This window comes from Pseudomonas sp. 8AS (assembly GCF_902506505.1).
GTDB lineage: Bacteria > Pseudomonadota > Gammaproteobacteria > Pseudomonadales > Pseudomonadaceae > Aquipseudomonas.
The window spans coordinates 2,546,204-2,563,991 of record NZ_LR733406.1 but is presented as its reverse complement, the minus strand read 5'-3'; the positions used below and the strand labels follow the sequence as shown (position 1 = coordinate 2,563,991).

General features: G+C 56.0%; 12 protein-coding genes and 1 tRNA gene. All 13 read right to left on the bottom strand.

Translation table 11 applies throughout. The features are described 5' to 3' along the window. Nucleotides 1-92: 92 nt before the first annotated feature. The 13 genes from GV001_RS11890 to rpmI all read right to left on the bottom strand — a co-directional run bounded on the left by GV001_RS11890 (nt 93) and on the right by rpmI (nt 17,761). The gene (locus GV001_RS11890) at nt 93-3,152 is read right to left on the bottom strand and encodes a type III restriction-modification system endonuclease (protein WP_160080034.1); all 3,060 of its coding nucleotides are present in this window, start codon (nt 3,150-3,152) and stop codon (nt 93-95) included. Nucleotides 3,153-3,162: 10 nt separating this feature from the next. Then, nucleotides 3,163-5,268 carry a site-specific DNA-methyltransferase gene (locus GV001_RS11885; protein ID WP_160080032.1) on the bottom strand — a complete coding sequence of 702 codons (2,106 nt, stop codon included), beginning with the start codon at nt 5,266-5,268 and terminating at the stop codon, nt 3,163-3,165. 72 nt (nt 5,269-5,340) lie between these two features. After that, entirely contained in the window at nt 5,341-6,750 is a 1,410-nt protein-coding gene (locus tag GV001_RS11880; protein ID WP_160080030.1) for a DUF2130 domain-containing protein, read from the bottom strand. Between the two features lie 2 nt (nt 6,751-6,752). Beyond that, on the bottom strand, nt 6,753-8,633 hold the full coding sequence (locus GV001_RS11875) for an ATP-dependent endonuclease (RefSeq protein WP_160080028.1): 1,881 nt from the start codon (nt 8,631-8,633) through the stop codon (nt 6,753-6,755). A gap of 27 nt (nt 8,634-8,660) precedes the next feature. Then, on the bottom strand, nt 8,661-9,353 hold the full coding sequence (locus GV001_RS11870; protein WP_160080026.1) for a DUF4391 domain-containing protein: 693 nt from the start codon (nt 9,351-9,353) through the stop codon (nt 8,661-8,663). Continuing rightward, on the bottom strand, nt 9,350-12,622 hold the full coding sequence (locus GV001_RS11865) for a helicase-related protein (protein ID WP_160080024.1): 3,273 nt from the start codon (nt 12,620-12,622) through the stop codon (nt 9,350-9,352). Before GV001_RS11865 ends, GV001_RS11870 begins: the two co-directional genes overlap by 4 nt. A 228-nt stretch (nt 12,623-12,850) precedes the next feature. Further along, nucleotides 12,851-12,927: transfer RNA gene (locus GV001_RS11860), tRNA-Pro, on the bottom strand. 82 nt (nt 12,928-13,009) lie between these two features. After that, the gene (locus GV001_RS11855; RefSeq protein ID WP_043310659.1) at nt 13,010-13,366 is read right to left on the bottom strand and encodes a MerR family transcriptional regulator; all 357 of its coding nucleotides are present in this window, start codon (nt 13,364-13,366) and stop codon (nt 13,010-13,012) included. Further along, nucleotides 13,347-13,649, bottom strand: coding sequence for an integration host factor subunit alpha (gene ihfA / locus GV001_RS11850; protein ID WP_002553164.1), 303 nt, complete (start codon nt 13,647-13,649; stop codon nt 13,347-13,349). Before ihfA ends, GV001_RS11855 begins: the two co-directional genes overlap by 20 nt. 3 nt (nt 13,650-13,652) lie before the next feature. After that, a complete protein-coding gene (gene pheT, locus GV001_RS11845; RefSeq protein ID WP_160080022.1) occupies nt 13,653-16,031 on the bottom strand; it encodes a phenylalanine--tRNA ligase subunit beta in 2,379 nt (792 codons plus the stop codon). Nucleotides 16,032-16,073: 42 nt separating this feature from the next. Next, the gene (gene pheS, locus GV001_RS11840) at nt 16,074-17,090 is read right to left on the bottom strand and encodes a phenylalanine--tRNA ligase subunit alpha (protein WP_160080020.1); all 1,017 of its coding nucleotides are present in this window, start codon (nt 17,088-17,090) and stop codon (nt 16,074-16,076) included. 94 nt (nt 17,091-17,184) lie between these two features. After that, entirely contained in the window at nt 17,185-17,541 is a 357-nt protein-coding gene (gene rplT, locus GV001_RS11835) for a 50S ribosomal protein L20 (RefSeq protein WP_160080018.1), read from the bottom strand. Nucleotides 17,542-17,566: 25 nt separating this feature from the next. Beyond that, on the bottom strand, nt 17,567-17,761 hold the full coding sequence (rpmI, locus tag GV001_RS11830) for a 50S ribosomal protein L35 (protein ID WP_042552869.1): 195 nt from the start codon (nt 17,759-17,761) through the stop codon (nt 17,567-17,569). Nucleotides 17,762-17,788: the final 27 nt, after the last annotated feature.

Here is a 17,788-nt window from a genome sequence, read left to right as displayed (position 1 = left end):
ATAGTTTCCTTTGCTGATTGACTGCTGGACCTAAAAGCAGAAGAAAGCGTCGAAGCTAGTCGACGCACGACTTTGCATTGAGGCGTTGGGGGCTACTTGACCAGCTCCATCAGCCGTCCGAAACTATTTACAACGTCATATCTAACGTTCTCCTGCGCAAAACGACGATTTATTGCGTCGAAGAACTTGCGGGCGCATTTGATCTTCGTTTTCTCTATCTCGCGCAGATCCATCGAGGACATCGATCCCTTTGTCTCTGCGACGAAGTAGATATGCTTTACTACGCCTTCCTTGAACGAGATGGCCCAGTCCGGGTTGTAATCGCCGACCGGTGTCGGGATCAGAAAACCGCGCGGCAACTTGGCGTATACAACGACTTCAGAGCTGGCCTCCAATGCTTCAGCAAAATCGCGCTCCGGTTTCGATCCGGAGTCAGGCAGCACGAAGTCATAGATGTGGTGTTTGGGCGTCTTGACTGCATTGCTGAAGTCCTGCCTGGTCTGCCCGGCAGTGAAGATGTCCAGATCGAACTTGTCCTCGACGGGGTCATAGGCCAAGTGTTCGATAATGACAGTGGCTTTCTGCTCGTTGATAAGGCGTATCGTCTCGGCAATGAAGCTCTCCGGGTTGATCTTGAACTGCGCGAATACAACGGCATTGAGCCCTTTGAGGATCTCGGTCACAGTGCGCCGTGTCAGCTGGGTGCCTTCGGCAAGCTTACCGATCAGGTCATATTTAACCGCCGAATGGATCGAGGTGCGGTTAGTTTCCGTCTCCGTAGCCTTCAACTCGAACGCATTGCCGCCCTTGATTCCTTCGTAAGTCACGGCGGCTGCTTGTTCGCCTTGCTGGATGGTGTACTGCAACGGAGTCACACGAAGCCCGGTATCTTTGTCGTTGAGAATCTTGACCGCTTTCTGCACCAGTTCGTCGGAGTCGAAGTCGACGCTGTATGCCGCCTTGCGATTGATCCGATTCCAGAGCTCCTTGAACTCCTGCTTCTCGAAGTTGGCGTTGAGAGGGTTCTTCTTGGGCTTGCGGTCGTCGCCAATTTCGGGCAACTGGCTCTCGCTGAAAACGCTGTCGATGAGCTTGAAGACCTGCTCGGCGTGCTGTGCCAACTCAGAGGGTAACGCAGCCAGCGAACCGTCTTTCTTGGCCTCGTGGTAGGCACTGGTGATGCGATCAGCGCCGTCGGTGTAGTCGTGCTTGAGCAGGTATTTGTAAATCTGCTTGGCGAGCAGCGGAGTGATCTCAACATCGCCAGACTCAGTTTTCAGCACCTTGCCGGTGAAGTAGGCCTCGTCTGCCAAGCGCGGACGCGCCGACAGCGACTCGCTGATGTCCTTCTGCAGCGCTGCAACAAAGTCCTTGTAGCTCTCGCTGGCTACCACAGTCAGTACGTTCACATCGTGTACCGTGGCTGGGTGATCCATCCGGTCACCGCTTTGGTTGACGGATAGCCGCAAGCCACGTCCCACCTCCTGACGGCGAGATATCGTGTTATCACTGTGCTTAAGAGCGCAGATCACGAACACGTTCGGGTTGTCCCAACCCTCTCGCAGAGCCGAATGGGAGAAGATGAAGCGCACCGGCTCGGCGAACGACAGCAGCCGCTCCTTGTCCTTCAGGATCAGGTCGTAGGCGTCCACGTCGTCGGAGAGCCCCGCGTTCTCGCCACGCGCCGCGACAGCGGGGTCGGCCAGCCGTTTGCTCTTCTTGTCGATGGAGAAATAGCCACTGTGAGTCTTTTCGGCAGAAATGCCTTTTAGGTACTTGATGTACGGCGTCTCATCCAGATCCAGCACCTCGTTGATGTAAAGCTGGTACTCCTCTTCGAATATACGGGCGTACTCACCTTTCTCGTCTGGTGCGCTGTAGTCGCGGTACTTAACCACTTCGTCGATGAAATAGAGCGTGAGCACCTTCACGCCCTGTTGGAACAGCGCCTGTTCCTTGTCGAAGTGCGCCTTGATGGCCTCTCGGATTTGGATACGGCGCAGAGCGGCTTCAGTGACATCACCGGCCGCATCCCCAACGGTTAGCTCAACGCCATTCGTGAAGCTCAGGGTGTCGGAGTTGGCGTTGATATCGGCCACGACAAAGCCATCTCGATACTGATCGAGCTCGTTCGAAAGATCGAACACGTTGTCGCCTTTGGAGAGCTTCCTGACCACACGCTTAATACTTCCGCTCGCCAGTTTCTGCTCGAACTCAACACGGGCCACAGGCGCCTTGCTCGAAATCTCGATGGACTGCAGGTACAGATAGGCATTGGTTCCCGCCAGCCCCTTCACCGCGATGCCGCGCACGGCAATCTTCTTCACCAACTTCTGGTTGTAGGCATCCAGCGCGTCTAGTCGGTGGACCTTGTTGTGCGTTGTCTTATGGGTGGCCGAGTAGCGCAGCACCATCAGCGCCTTGAATTCCTCCAAGGACTTCAGCGTCGCTGCACCTTCCATCTTCTGCGGCTCGTCCAGGATCAGGATCGGCCGGTTGGCGCTGATCACATCAATCGGTCGGCGAGACTGGAAGTCGTCCAACACGTCATAGATGCGCCGGTTATCTGCGCCACGGGCAGCAAACGCCTGCACGTTGATCACCATCACGTTGATGCCCGCGTCCGACGAGAAACTCTCCAGATGATGCAACTGCTTAGAGTTGTAGATGAAGAAGCGCGCCTTCTTGTGGTACGTCTCCAGAAAGTGCTCGGCGGTGATCTCCAGCGACTTGGCCACGCCTTCACGGATGGCAATGCTGGGCACCACGATGATGAACTTGCTCCAGCCATACTGCTTGTTAAGTTCAAAGATCGTCTTGATGTAGCAATACGTCTTGCCTGTGCCGGTTTCCATCTCGATATCGAGATTGAGCCGGCTGACCTTGGTCTTCACCAGTTCGGTCGACTGTGGCAAATTCTGTTGAAGCTGAACCTCAGTGATGTTCTCCAGCAGCGCAATATCGTTCAGCTTCAGGTCGGCGTTCTTGAACCCGCTGTCGGCAAACAGATCTTCGACGCCTTTTTTGGCCTTACCCGGATCTATGCGATAGCTGATGGCTTCCGCCGTTGCGGGCGGTTGTCCTTTGAAGCAGTCGATCACGGCTTGCACCGCCGCTGTCTGATAAGCCTGCGTTTTGAATTTGAGTTTCATCACGCGCCCCTCAGATGCATTTCACTTCGGTGGTGGGCGACAAGAGCTTGAAAATCTGCTCGACGTTAATCTTTACCGAGCTGTCTTTGTAGCCTGCGTCGCGGAACACCACACGCAGCGGTTGATGCTTGGCCAGCTCCTTCACGAAGGCTTCGTCGATGCTACCACTGGCGTCGAAACATGCCGCCAGCGCATTGCTATCGACGAAGAACACGTCCTTGCCTTGAATAGACTGCTTGCTAATGGGCAGTGCCAGGTCGACCCCCCAATCCAGCATCACCTGAAACAGCAGATCCTCAGGCGTGCGGTCGGGTTTGATGTTGTCGACGAACAGGTCGAGCTTGGCCTTATCGAGCGCATCAGGCACGTAGTAAACGTCGGCCATATTCGAAGTGTCGATCTTGAGAACGCGGAAACCAATATCCTTCTTCCACTCCTCGTGTGAGTCTTCCTTCAATGTGACTTCGCCGGCCCTACGAATGCGCTCTTTTGTTACCTCCGAGAGCAACAACGGGCGAGTATTTTTTTTAAGGAGATTGATTGCTGCCTGAACGGTCTTCTTCGCTGTGCCTGTTGTTGATGCCAGGGCGTCTTCAAGGCTTTCCGGCAGTTGCACGAGAATGAAACGGTGATTAGTTCCATAGACAGCATTAGCCTTCATCACTGCTTCTGCGGTAGTTCCCGAGCCTGCGAAGAAATCCATAATGATGGCTTCGCGGTCGCGCGGCGTCACATATTCAATCAGACGAGCAAGCTCGTCATGATCTTTAGGGTTGCTGAATACTTTTGCCCCCATTAGCTTACGCAGGTACTTCACGGCCACCTGGGACTGCTTGTAGAAATACGAACCGCGCACTTGCGTCGCGAGCTCCGCATCGGCCTCTTCATCGCCGCTTTCATCATCGCCATCAACTTGATCTTCAACCGCCGCATCAGGAATCGGGCGAATGTGCGCCTTACGAAATGGCGGCTCTGTGTGATCCTTTCGAAACTCGACAAGCCCTAGCTTTATCTGGCGTTGCATCTCATCAGAAGATGAATATCTCCAGCCGGCCTCAGGCACAACACACGGTTGCTTGGTTTCTGGGTGAATAACGTCATACCGCGGGCCATCTCCACCCGGCCAGGAAATGTCACGGTCACGCCACGGGCCGTTCTTATCCACGCGCTTATAACGCGCCCATTTCTTTGACGGGTGGCCTTTGGGCAGGTCCGAATACCACTTACTTATTGCTGCTTCCATCGCGACATAGTCTTCGCCATGAATGCTCTGCAGTCGCAGGAATTCAGCCCAAATTTCCCGCGCGCCAGGCTTTTCTTCCCGCCAGACCTCACCTCGCTCACGCAGAAACACCAAGTCCTTGGCGTAGATGAGCATGTATTCATGCCCAACGGAAAAATACTTTGCGTCGTTTTTTCGACCCTTTTCCCACACAAGCTGGGAAACAAAGTTCTGCTCGCCGAATACCTGATCGCAGACGCGGCGCAATGACGCCTGCTCAGCGTCATCAATGCTGATCAGAATAAGCCCATCGTCGCTTAACAGCCGCTTGGCCAGCGTCAAGCGCGGATAGATCATATTCAGCCAGTCAGTATGAAACCGACCACGTGTTTCCGGGTTGCTGACGAGTCGACCACCTTCTTCGTTACGCTCGCCGCTAAATATCTCAAACGCTTCTTTGGATGCCGTAAAGTTGTCGCGGTAGATAAAGTCTTTCCCTGTGTTGTAGGGAGGGTCGATGTAGATCAGTTTGACTTGCCCGAGGTAGTTTTCCTGCAGCAACTTTAACGCTTCAAGGTTATCGCCTTCGATGAACAGGTTTTTCGTGATGTCGAAGTCCACGCTTTCGTTACGACAGGGGCGCAGCGTCTTAGCTATTGGTGCGTTCGCCGTCAGCAATGCCTCGCGCTTGCCCGGCCAGTTCAGGTGGTAGCGTTCCTGCGGTCCTTCGACAATTGATTCAGCCAACTCTTGCCGCAGCTGGTCGAAATCCACCGCCAGCTTCACACTGCCGTCCTCGCCCTTGGCTTCGGTGACGCAACCCGGGAACAGATCACGAATACGGGCGATGTTGTCCTGTGTGAGATTGGGTGAATGCATTTTTAGTTTTTCCATCGTGTGTTCCCTTGGCGCAAGGTGCTTTACGCGCGAGTGGTTCTATTAGGTGGCTGCAAGAGGCTGCTTGCCTTATTCGACGTCAGGCTTGCCTTGATGCCTGAGCTCGGCAAATTTAGCTGCCATCGTCGGATTACTCCGCGTCAGCTTCTTAACCGTGAGGTCCTCAGCCTTATCGTTGGCGAGTCGCAGATTGTTGGCCGACTTATGCAGCGCGTCTTTCGTTTTTTCTAGGTCTTTGATGGCTTCGTCGATGCGCTTGACTGCTTCCTCGAAGCCTTCAGAGGCGAGGCGCCAGTTACGCCCGAATGCGCTCTTGAAGTCGTCGAGCTGGGTCTCGAAGTTGGTGATGTCGATATTTTGCGCCTTCACCAACGCCAGTTCTGATTTGTACTGGAGAGACTTCATCGCCGCATTGCGCAGCAGGGTGATGATGGGGATGAAGAACTGCGGGCGCACAACATACATTTTCGGGTAGCGATGGAATACGTCAACGATTCCTCCGTTGTAGAGCTCGTTCTCTGGCTCAAGTAGGGAGACCAACACAGCGTATTCGCAGCCCTTTTCGGTACGGTCCTTGTCGAGCTCTTTGAGAAAATCCTCATTCTTCTTCTTGGTGGCGGTTTCGTCACTCTCGTTCTTCATCTCGAACATGATCGAGACGATTTCAGTGCCTGCTTCATCCAGGTCGCGGAAGATGTAGTCACCCTTGCTACCGCTCCGCGCGTCGTTGTCCTTCTCGAAGTAGGCCCTCGGAAATGCAGTGGCACGGAGGCGGTTGAACTCGATTTCGCAATGCTGTTCAAGGGACTCACCAATCATCTTGGTTGATAGACGCACCTTCATGTCCCGCAGGCGCTCAATGGCCTCATCGCGATCCTTGAGCTGAGTTTCGTATTTGTCCTTCAATGCCGTTTCAGCAAGCTGCTTCTCGAGCGAGGCCCGGTCAAGTCCAACTTTCAGCTCGTCGCGCTCCCTCTCAACCACACCGAGGGCCTCAGCGAGTGCAAGCCTTTGTTCCAGGGCACCCGCGTCAAGCTTGGCCTGCAGGCTCAGAATCTCCGCATCCTTGATGGCAACAGCTTTCTGCAAGTCGCTCAGGCGCTTAGCCTCGGCAAGCTTGGATGCAGTTTCCTGCTCGTACTTTGCCTGTTCCAGAGCATTCGCTAGAGCATCACGATCCTTTTCCACAGCACTCAGCGCCTCGCTTACGGCGAGTTTCTGCGCTACCTCAACGGCGTCGAGCTTAGCCTTCAACTGCTGAATCTCAGCTTCCTTAGCTGAAGCAGTCCTCTGCAGCTCACTCGCAGCCTTGGCTTGAGCGAGTTCGACGGCATTGCGCTTTTCCTGTTCAGCCAGCTCCAGCCGCTCATGCAACTGAGCTTCGAATTCACTGTCACGGACTTGTTTTAAGATGTCCGCATACCCGGCCTCGTCGACCTTAAATGCCTTTTTACAGTGCGGACAGATGATCTCATTCATGATTACACCTCCGCGGCCTTGACCAGAATTTGCTTAAGCATCTCAGGCACAGCTCCCTCCGCTTCGATCGTGGCAGTTCGGTAGGCATACTGGTTTTTAGCGAGATCGATTCCAGCGAAAGCCTCTATTTTCGCGCACGACATGCCCCACTCAGGCCAATTGACCTCAAGATAACTTTCAAGGTGGTCACTCAATGTGGCAACTCGACCACCAATTTTTTCCGCAGGGAAGTCAAGCTCTTGCTCGCCAAAGTATTTCAACAATCGGCGGTTCTCAGTAGAGAATTTTGTCCGCTCGGCATCAATAACAGACTGCTTCTTGCCTACAGCCAGAGCACGTGCCTCAAATCCGCTATCAGCATCAAAGAGCGTATAAGTTGGGATCCCCAAGCAGCTGAGGATCGCATGAGCCAACGGAATGCCCCCCTTGCCACCAGCAGAAACGATTGACAATCCTTTCGACTCCAGATGCCCTACTGCATCCCGATCACCAACCCCATAAAACACTGCAACCTCTGTATCCCCTTCGACCAAAAGCACACGAGATGCGAATAACGCAACTGAGAGCCGGCCTGTTACGATGCCATCGAGTTGACGCTCAATCTGGCCAGCATCTACGGTGCCTTCTAGCAGCGCCTGCACATCCTCGACTTTGGCAAAGTGGACGGTCACAACCGGAGCCTCATCCGAAGACCTCGTTAGCCTCCTGATTTGGTCGAAATACCGTGCTTCAAGAAAGTAAGGACTGTGCGTCGCATAGGTCACTTGAATGCGCTTACCTGCATCTTCGGCGAGAGACCTGAGCACCTTTGCAAAGGCTTGCGCTTGGATGGGGTGCTGAAAGAGCTCTGGCTCCTCGATCGCTAAACAAATGACTCCTTCGGCTGAAGCGGCACCCGACTGCGCCAAAAGCTGGAGCGCCGAAATTAGAATTGTGCGCTGGAAGCCATGCCCCTGGCGCTCTACAGCGGTCTCAGTTGCCCCATCCTTAACTGCAACGTCAAACGTTGTCCGAGGTGCTTTGAGCTCTACCTCTGCCGGGAAAACAGTGACCATCCGACCTGGCGCATAGGACGCAACAACATCGTTAAGCTGCGCAGTTATTGAGTCCAATTGCCCCTTAAACTTCTCTTCGTAGATCGCCTGCTGTTTTGCACGTGCATCCTCGACAATTTTCGCGATTTCCTCGTCTGCCGCGGCGCGATCAACTGAACGCTCAAGGATTCGGCCAATGATGCTCGACTTACCGTCGATCGACTCCTCGCTTGCGCGAAGGTCAGCAGTCACCAGAACGAAGTCGAAGAGGCCGCTCATCTTGCCGCCACTGTTGAAGCCGAAAAAATTAGTCTGCAGCGACTCTGGAGATTCAATCAGAAGATCTGAATGGGACGCCTCCCAAGTAGTCATTGCCTGCTCTATGGCTGTACCCGTGCTTGCCGCCGGGAGCTCGAGATCTTGTCGGCTACCCCTTAGGTTGGCGTAAAGCTCTTTTTTTGCCGCGACTCCACTAGCTGCCTTAATTGGGTTGAACTCTGGAAAACCCTTCGCATTGGCAGATAGCACTTCAGCACCGTCAGGTGTACGAAGCTTCCAGGCAGTGAAGGTCGAAACGCCTTCTGGCGCGTACTTACCAAGCGCCTCCCGATCCCTAGCGGTCAGATCAGAGAAAGTAACCTGTACTTCGATGCTCTCGTCGATTGCACCAAAAGAACAGTCCTTCTCAGTGAGTGATCCCGGCTTGCCGTTAAAGAACCAATCGAGCGCTCGCAGCACAGTCGACTTGCCTGCTCCATTGGGCCCGATGAAGGTTGTAATGGAATCGAAGGGGATCGATACATCTTTGAGCGCCCTAAAGTTCTTAATGCGAACGGATTGAATCTTCATCTTAGCTCCTCCCTGACCCTATGCTGTCTATCCAAATTTGAGCTCGTCCAGCTCAGTTTTCAGCTTCCGTAGTTCCGCATTGAGCTCCACCTTGCGGTTAAATTGCTTTTCTTTCGCTAGTTTGCTGGCAGCCTTCTCGACCTCACGCTGCTTGGCCGATACCGACTCGACACGGGCGACAAAATCGGTGAGGGTTTCTTGCGGGCGCGCGGGCATAGGAATCAGGCGCTGAAGTACCTGTTCGTACAAACCACCTAAGTCGAGCACCATGGGCATCGCCGCGCGCTCGATGTCGCTCGGCAGCCATGCCGACGCAAAGTAATTACTCAACACCCAACGACTGGCGTCTGACTCGTTCGGGCGCTTGTAGGCGGCAATCACCTGAGTTCGGCCATCAAAGCTCAGCTCGAAGATGATTGGAAACTGCACCGCGCCATCGATGCAACGCAAAACGTCCAGATGCAGCTCCGACGTCTTGAGCTGGATTGAGAAAATCTGAAGCTCTGGCACTCCCGGCTTGGCGGGCAGGTTGATCGTTTCCGGTGCCAACTTGTATTGCCAGACGATCTGCTCCACCTGCTCAACGAACAAGTCCTTCAACCTTGTGTTGGCACCGCTGTGTTCGTAGATTTTGCTCTTTGGCAGGGTGCGGCCAAAGGCGGCCTGCTTCGGGTAGTTGATGAACGCGGCATTCGACTCGAATCGGGTAGGCAGACTCATACGGCCTCCTGAATCACGAGGAAGGTGATCAATTCGAAGTCGTCCAGCCCCGCGATGGTATTGACCAGCGCGGAGGTCTTGCCACCGCTGAACAGGCTGTCCAGGTCCTTCTCTTCTTTCACCTCGATCATGGAGCGTATGGTCTGGCCAAGCAGGTCCGAATACACCTGCATCTTGCGACCATCGGCCGTTTCCTTATTGAACAGGCGGCAGGCATCCTGAATAGGTTGGGCTTGCCCCTTGCAGCAACTGCGCACCAGATCCAGCAAACGCTTGACCTCGGTATGGTCGTGAATGACTTCACCCTCGCGGTTGATATAGACGAGGTAGTAAGGGTGTAGCCGGTTGTGCTGGCTAACATTGACGCTCGGATTGCGGTTGCGCAGCGTGAAGATTACACCAGGGCGCAGGCCCATCTCCGGCTTGGCAGGCACCACCGCGTGCATCCCGCTTGGCACCTTGCTCATTTCACCATTGGCCTTAACGTAGTTGAGCAAGTCCATGCGGAAGTCATTGAGCCCGAGGTCGGTAATCGACACGCCAGTCTTCAGGTCTTCCAGCTCGATCACTTCTTCTTGCAGACGACGCAGTTGTTCCTTGCGATAAGACACGTCGTTGGCTTGGGCGCTCAGCACGTTGTCGTCACCGGTGGCCGTGACGTCGGCAATCATCATCCGGCTCTCAACCCGCTCCTTGAGGTTGATGTACTCGTCGAGCGAGATATCTGGCCAGTAATTGACCAGCTGGATACTGCTGTTGGGCGAGCCGATGCGATCCACACGGCCAAAGCGCTGGATGATGCGCACGGGGTTCCAGTGGATGTCGTAGTTGATGAGGTAGTCGCAGTCCTGCAGGTTCTGGCCTTCAGAGATGCAATCAGTCCCGATCAGCAAGTCAATCTCTGCTGGTTCGTTCGGCAGCACGATGACTTTCTCCTTCGAACGCGGCGAGAAGAGGGTGAGCAGTTCCTGGAAGTCGTAGCTCTTCTTGAGCGTGGACTTCGGCGCACCTTTGCCGGTGACTTTCGCGCTGTGCAGGGTCTGTGTGGCTAGCAACTCCGGAGCCAAATTGGCATACAGATAGTCAGCGGTGTCGGCGAAGGCGGTGAAGATCAGCACCTTCTTATTGCCGGGATTGATCGGTGCTGCAATTTTCTCCAGCACCAGTGCCTTCAGGTGCTGCAGCTTGGCGTCATCGTCAGGCGTGATCTTGTTCATCGACGCCAGCAAGGCATCAATGATTTCCAGATCGACCTTTAGCTCGTGCTCCCAAGAAGGCAAGTCCATATCGGCGAGGCTGATCTTGACCTTGCCGCCGATCTCGCTGTCCCCAATGGCGGGCAGGTCGTCGTCGTCCGCGTCGAGATTTTCCAGCTGGTCGGTCAGGTCATCAATGCTGGCGACGTTGCCGGTCTGATTGAACGTGCTGATCTTGGCCAGCGTATTCGTGTGGTTCGCACGCAGGGACTGGAGCGTCAAGCGGAAAGACTCAATCGAGCTTTCGAGGCGTTTGAGCAGATTGGTCGTCATCAACGCCTGCAGGCTCTTTTCGCGATCGACCTGTCTGAGTTTTCCTTTGCCGCCGGCTACCTGTGTATCGTACATCTCCTCGTACTTCTTGAGCCGACTCGGCAGGATGTAGCTGATCGGGGCGTACACGGCGAGTTTGAGCAGGGACAGTTGTTCAAATATCTCGTTGAAGCTCATCACGTCCGCACGTTGCGTAAGCGGGCAATGGAAGGACAAGGGTTTACGGCGCTCGGGGAAATGGCCGATATCCTTGGTGTCGTAGAAGGTCTGGATGTGCTTGCGCGAGCGTGCGATGGTGACGCTGTCGAGCAATTCAAAGAAGTCGAAGTCCAACGAGTCCAGGATGGCCCGCGCGGTGCGCTCTTCCGGTGGAAGCTTTGCCCATGCATTGAAGCTGGCCTGCGCACCTCGGAAAATGTCTTCTACCGTCTTGCCGGTGCGCAGCTTCTTGCTGAGGTTCTCGGAGTCGCCCTCGTAGGCCAGTGCCAGTTGGTTGCGCAGGTCATTGAAGCGGTTGTTCACCGGGGTGGCTGAAAGCATCAGCACCTTGGTTTTCACGCCCTCCTTGATGACCTTGTTCATCAGCTTCTGGTAGCGGGTTTCCTTGTCCTTGTAGGCGTCGTTGTTGCGGAAGTTGTGCGACTCGTCGATGACGACGAGGTCGTAATTGCCCCAGTTGATGCGGTTCAGGGGGGTACCAAACGACTCGCCGCTGGTACGGCTGAGGTCGGTATGACAAAGCACGTCGTAGTTAAACCGGTCGCGGGCAAAGATGTTGGTCTTGAGGTTGCGATTGTAGTTCAGCCAGTTGTCCGCCAGCTTCTTGGGGCACAACACCAGGACTGACTTGTTACGCAGCTCGTAATACTTTACGACCGCCAGGGCCGTGAAGGTTTTGCCCAAGCCAACGCTGTCAGCCAGGATGCAGCCGCTGTAGGTTTCCAGCTTATTGATGAGGCCAGTGGCCGCATCTTTCTGGTAGTTGAAGAGCTTGTTCCAGATGAGCGTGTCTTGGTATCCCGTGCGGTCGTTTGGTAGGACATCCTCGTTGATGTCGTCCAGGAACTCATTGAAGATGTTGTAGAGCATCAGGAAATAGATGCTCTCGGGCGAATTTTCCTGGTAAACGGACGCAATGTGGTCGCAAATCTGCGCAGTCACATCTTCCAGCTTCTCGGGGTCTTGCCAGATCTGGTTAAACAGACTGAGGTAGGTCGCCGTAAAGGTCGACTCGTCCATCTTGTTGACGAGGTTGGAGACAGCATTGCCCTGCTGGTAGCCTAGGTCGACGGCGGTAAAACCGTGCAATGGCATGTAGGCAGTCTCTGTGGCGGCAGCCTGAACGCAGGCAAACTGCTGCATGGGGGCCTTGCTGCGATTGGACTTGAACGTCGCCTTGCGCCGCATCCAGTCCGCGCACTCTTTTGCAATCGCGCGCTGGGTCAGTTTGTTGCGCAGCTGAATCTCGAACTCACTTCCATACAGACTTCGCTCGCGGTCAACCTTCGGGATGTGGAATTCTTTGCGTTCCTTGCGAATCTTGTCGGCGACCTCATTGGCGGTGAACGTCGGCGAGGTAAAGATGAATTGAAGCTCGTCGATTTTTTCCAGTTCTGCTTTGAGCGCTTCAAACGCGTACATCGAAAAGCAGGAGGCCGCGATCTTCAGGCGGGCACCTGGTTTGAGCGTCTGCTTGAGATCATCGCCGAGCAGGTGATTGATGTTGTCGATCAGTTCCATGATGCCGTCGCCCCTAATAAGGTAGTCAGAGCCGACATCCGCCCTCCCCCTAGGCTCGCGAATACCACTCCGTTGTCAGGGTTGATCCTAATCTCCCCAGGACTGAGAAGCCAATCTCAATTGGCAACCAATTGGCAACCAGAACAGCCAAAGTCCTATTAGCAACGAAAAACTGCGCCCATAAAAAAATCCAGCCACCGTTAAGTGGCTGGATTTTCTAGGGTTTTTTGGTCGGGACGGAGTGATTCGAACACTCGACCCCTTGCACCCCATGCAAGTGCGCTACCGGGCTGCGCTACGCCCCGACGATGCTTCCGTGTTAGCGAAAGCGAGGTGGACTTTACAATAAGCTGCTGAATTGTGGAAGTTTTTTTTGCTACTGCTAGGTTATTTTCGCAGCACTAGCAGAACATCCTCAAGTTCGGCAATCATCTGCCGGATCAGCTGCTTGTACTGGGTCGTATCATCCTTGGCTTCATCGCCCGACAGACGCTGGCGCGCCCCGCCGATGGTAAAGCCTTGGTCGTACAGAAGCGCTCGAATCTGGCGGATCATCAGCACATCCTGGCGCTGATAGTAGCGGCGATTGCCTCGCCGTTTCACCGGATTAAGCTGGGGAAACTCCTGCTCCCAGTAACGTAAAACATGAGGCTTGACGGCACAGAGGTCACTCACTTCACCGATGGTGAAGTAGCGCTTGCCAGGGATAGGCGGCAGCTCGTCGTTATGACTTGGTTCCAGCATATGCCTCTACTCTGGCCTTCAATTTCTGGCCCGGACGAAAGGTGACAACACGGCGAGCCGTGATTGGGATTTCTTCGCCTGTTTTCGGATTACGACCCGGACGCTGGCGCTTGTCGCGCAGGTCAAAGTTGCCGAAACCGGACAGCTTGACCTGCTCGTTATCCTCCAGCGCGTGGCGGATCTCTTCAAAAAACAGTTCGACCAGTTCCTTGGCTTCCCGTTTATTCAGGCCAAGCTCTTCATACAGACGTTCCGCCATCTCAGCTTTCGTCAGAGCCCCCATACGCTACTTCCTTAACGTGGCGTTGAACCTTTCTTCCAGCGAGGTGAGGATATTTTGCGTTGTGGTATTCACCTCATCGTCATTAAGAGTGCGCGATGGATGCTGCCAGGTCAAGCCGACGGCCAGGCTTTTTCTATGCGGATCAATACCTTTACCGTGATACACGTCAAACAGCCTGAGATCCGTCAGGTACTCGCCTGCCGCCTCACGAATGCACGCCAGTACCGACTCGGCCGGTAGCTCACGATCGGCCAGCAAAGCCAGGTCACGACGCACCTCTGGGAAGCGCGACAGTTCGCTGAACTTCGGCATGCGCCCCTGGGCCACTTCGGCCAATACCAATTCGAACAGGTAGACCGGTTGATCGATACCCAAGGTCTTGGCCAGCTCCGGATGCAGCGCACCAATGAAGCCGACCAGGCGACCATCGCGCTCGATACGCGCGGTTTGCCCTGGATGCAGTGCAGCATGCTCGCCAGGAGCGAAGCTGAACTCCAGGGACGAACCTGCGGAACCCAGCTGCGCCTCGACATCGGCCTTCAGATCATAGAAATCGACATCGTCACGACCATGCGCCCAACCTTCCGGCAAGCGGCTGCCGGTGAGTACACCAGCCAGCATGGCCTCTTGCTTCAGGCCCTCAAGCTGACCGACGAAGCGCAAACCGCTTTCAAACAGCCGCACGCGCGATTGCTGACGATTGAGGTTGTGCTGCAGCACCTTGACCAGGCCCGGCCACAGCGAGGAACGCATCGCTGCCATATCTGCGGAGATAGGATTGGCCAGCTGTAGCGGCTCGACACCAGGGTTGAACAGGGCGAACAGCTTGGGATCGATGAAGCTGTAAGTGATCGCTTCCTGATAACCGCGTGCCACCAGCAGACGACGCAGGGTCGCCAGCTCGGCACGCGCTTCGCTCTTGGCCTGCGGCGCCAGGCGTGCTTGCGGGTAGCGCACTGGCAGACGGTTGTAGCCATACAGGCGACCCAGCTCTTCGATCAGGTCGACTTCCAGGCTGATATCGAAGCGATGGCTCGGCACACCGACCTGCCAGACGCCAGCGCCTTGCGCCGATACGCTCAGCCCCAGAGCAGTAAGCAGGCGCTCCACTTCCGCGGCATCCATCTGCATGCCCAGCATCTGGTCGATGCGCTCGGCACGCAGGGTGATTGGCGCGATCTGTGGCAGATCGGTCTGGCTCACGGCTTCGATGACCGGACCGGCTTCGCCGCCAACGATCTCCAGCAACAGCGCCGTAGCGCGCTCCATGGCCTGACGCGCCAGCTGCGAATCCACGCCACGCTCGAAGCGGTGCGAGGAGTCGGTGTGCAGGCCATAGGAACGGGCCTTGCCGGCCAGGGCGATGGTGTCGAAGAACGCGCTTTCGAGGAACAGATCGCGGGTCTTGCTGCTCACGCCGCTGTGCTCGCCACCCATCACGCCAGCAATAGCCAGGGCGCGCTGATGGTCGGCGATCACCAGGGTGTCGGTACGCAGGCTGACTTCCTGGCCATCCAGCAGAACCAGCTTCTCGCCCTCTTCCGCCATGCGTACGCGGATGCCGCCGCTGATCTCGGCAAGATCGAAGGCATGCATGGGCTGGCCGAGCTCGAGCATCACGTAGTTGGTGATGTCGACGGCCGCATCGATGCTGCGGATGTCGGAACGGCGCAAACGCTCGACCATCCACAGCGGGGTCGGCTTGGACAGGTCGACATTGCGAATGACGCGGCCCAGGTAACGCGGGCAGGCCTTGGACGCCAGCACTTCGACCGGACGCACTTCGTCATGCACCGGAGCAACCGGGGCAATCGCTAGCGGAGTGACCTGAGCGGCGTAGATGGCACCCACTTCACGGGCCAGACCGGCCAGGGACAGGCAGTCGCCACGGTTGGGAGTCAGACCCAGTTCGATGCTGGCATCATCCAGACCGAGATAGTCACGGATATTGCCGCCCACCGGCGCATCGGCTGCCAGCTCCATCAGGCCGCTGTTGTCGTCACTGATCTGCAGCTCGGAAGCCGAGCAGAGCATGCCGTTGGACTCGACGCCACGCAGCTTGGCCTTCTTGATCTTGAAGTCGCCCGGCAGTTCGGCACCGATCATGGCGAATGGAATCTTGATGCCCGGGCGCGCATTCGGCGCGCCGCAGACCACCTGGAAGCTCTCGCTGCCATTGCTGACCTGGCACACGCGCAGCTTGTCGGCATCCGGATGCTGTTCGGCACTGAGGATCTCGCCGATCACGATGCCGCTGAACTCGCCGGCAGCCGGAGTAACGCTGTCTACTTCGAGGCCAACCATGGACAGGCGGGCCACCAGCTCGTCACGCGAGACCGGCGGATTGACCCAGCTGCGCAGCCACTGTTCACTGAATTTCATACTGTCTGTTCTCCTAAACGCATTCGATACGGGTCATGTGGCCTAGCGGAATTGCGCCAGGAACCTCAGGTCGTTATCGAAGAACAGGCGCAAATCATTGACGCCGTAACGCAACATGGCCAGGCGCTCGACACCCATGCCGAAGGCGAAACCCTGGTACTTCTCCGGGTCGATGCCGGACATGCGCAGCACGTTCGGATGCACCATGCCGCAACCCATGACTTCCAGCCAGCCGGTCTGCTTGCACACGCGGCAACCGTTGCCGCTGCACATCACGCACTGCATGTCGACCTCGGCCGACGGCTCGGTGAACGGGAAGAAGGACGGGCGGAAACGCACACCCAGCGGCTTCTCGAAGAACACCCGGAGGAACTCCTCGATGGTGCCCTTGAGGTCGGCGAAGCTGATGCCCTCGTCGATCAACAGGCCTTCGACCTGATGGAACATCGGCGAGTGGGTGATATCGGAGTCGCAGCGATAGACGCGGCCGGGGCAAACGATGCGGATCGGCGGTTGCTGCGATTCCATGGTGCGCACCTGAACCGGAGAGGTGTGAGTGCGCAGCAGCATGTTCGCGTTGAAATAGAAGGTGTCATGCATCGCCCGCGCCGGGTGGTGGCCAGGGATGTTGAGCGCTTCGAAGTTGTGGTAGTCGTCTTCGACTTCCGGCCCCTCAGCCACGTTGTAGCCGATATGGGTGAAGAACTGTTCGACACGCTCCAGCGTGCGAGTCACCGGATGCAGGCCGCCAGAAGCTTGACCACGGCCCGGCAGGGTCACGTCGATGCGCTCGGACGCCAGTTTCTCGGCGAGCATAGCCTGCTCAAGCACGGATTTGCGGGCGTTGAGGGCGTCCTGAACCTGGTTCTTGGCGGCATTGATCAGAGCACCGGCCTGTGGACGCTCTTCGGCGGAAAGCTTGCCGAGGGTCTGCATCAGGGCGGTCAGCTCGCCTTTCTTGCCAAGATAGTGAACCCGGAGCTGCTCCAGGGCGTTGACGTCTTCGGTGTGTTGCACGGCCTCAAGCGCTTGCGAGACCAATGCATCCAGGTTTTCCATGTACGGACTCCAGATACAAAATAGGGGAAGAGCTTTAAGGCTCTTCCCCTATTGGTGACGTTGGCACCGGGCGAACCCGGTGATTGTCGGGGACTTAAGCCAGAACGGCCTTAGCTTTCTCGACAATCGCAGCAAACGCCGCTTTTTCGTTCACTGCCAGATCGGCCAGAACCTTGCGGTCGATCTCGATGGACGCTTTTTTCAGGCCAGCGATGAAACGGCTGTAGGACAGACCGTTAACACGAGCACCGGCGTTGATACGAGCGATCCACAGAGCGCGGAACTGACGCTTGCGCTGACGGCGGTCGCGGTAGGCGTATTGGCCTGCCTTGATCACAGCCTGCTTGGCAACACGGAACACGCGCGAACGAGCGCCGTAGTAGCCTTTAGCGAGTTTCAGGATTTTTTTGTGACGAGCACGAGCGATAACGCCACGCTTAACACGAGCCATGAGTAATTTCCTCTATCTTGACCGATTAACGAACGCGCAGCATGCGCGCCACTTTTGCAACGTCGGACGGATGCACCATGGTGCTACCGCGCAGGTGACGCTTACGCTTAGTGGACATCTTGGTCAGGATGTGACTCTTGAAAGCGTGCTTGTGCTTGAAGCCAGTAGCGGTTTTGAGAAAACGCTTGGCTGCACCACTTTTGGTTTTCATCTTTGGCATGTTCGGATACTCCGCATTCAGTTGATA

What these genes read in the sequence shown, in the direction of transcription:
- GV001_RS11890 (WP_160080034.1), bottom strand. Translation starts at nt 3,152, where the DNA reads ATGAAACTCAAATTCAAAACGCAGGCTTATCAGACAGCGGCGGTGCAA.
- GV001_RS11885 (WP_160080032.1), bottom strand. Translation starts at nt 5,268, where the DNA reads ATGGAAAAACTAAAAATGCATTCACCCAATCTCACACAGGACAACATC.
- GV001_RS11880 (WP_160080030.1), bottom strand. Translation starts at nt 6,750, where the DNA reads ATGAATGAGATCATCTGTCCGCACTGTAAAAAGGCATTTAAGGTCGAC.
- GV001_RS11875 (WP_160080028.1), bottom strand. Translation starts at nt 8,633, where the DNA reads ATGAAGATTCAATCCGTTCGCATTAAGAACTTTAGGGCGCTCAAAGAT.
- GV001_RS11870 (WP_160080026.1), bottom strand. Translation starts at nt 9,353, where the DNA reads ATGAGTCTGCCTACCCGATTCGAGTCGAATGCCGCGTTCATCAACTAC.
- GV001_RS11865 (WP_160080024.1), bottom strand. Translation starts at nt 12,622, where the DNA reads ATGGAACTGATCGACAACATCAATCACCTGCTCGGCGATGATCTCAAG.
- GV001_RS11855 (WP_043310659.1), bottom strand. Translation starts at nt 13,366, where the DNA reads ATGCTGGAACCAAGTCATAACGACGAGCTGCCGCCTATCCCTGGCAAG.
- ihfA (WP_002553164.1), bottom strand. Translation starts at nt 13,649, where the DNA reads ATGGGGGCTCTGACGAAAGCTGAGATGGCGGAACGTCTGTATGAAGAG.
- pheT (WP_160080022.1), bottom strand. Translation starts at nt 16,031, where the DNA reads ATGAAATTCAGTGAACAGTGGCTGCGCAGCTGGGTCAATCCGCCGGTC.
- pheS (WP_160080020.1), bottom strand. Translation starts at nt 17,090, where the DNA reads ATGGAAAACCTGGATGCATTGGTCTCGCAAGCGCTTGAGGCCGTGCAA.
- rplT (WP_160080018.1), bottom strand. Translation starts at nt 17,541, where the DNA reads ATGGCTCGTGTTAAGCGTGGCGTTATCGCTCGTGCTCGTCACAAAAAA.
- rpmI (WP_042552869.1), bottom strand. Translation starts at nt 17,761, where the DNA reads ATGCCAAAGATGAAAACCAAAAGTGGTGCAGCCAAGCGTTTTCTCAAA.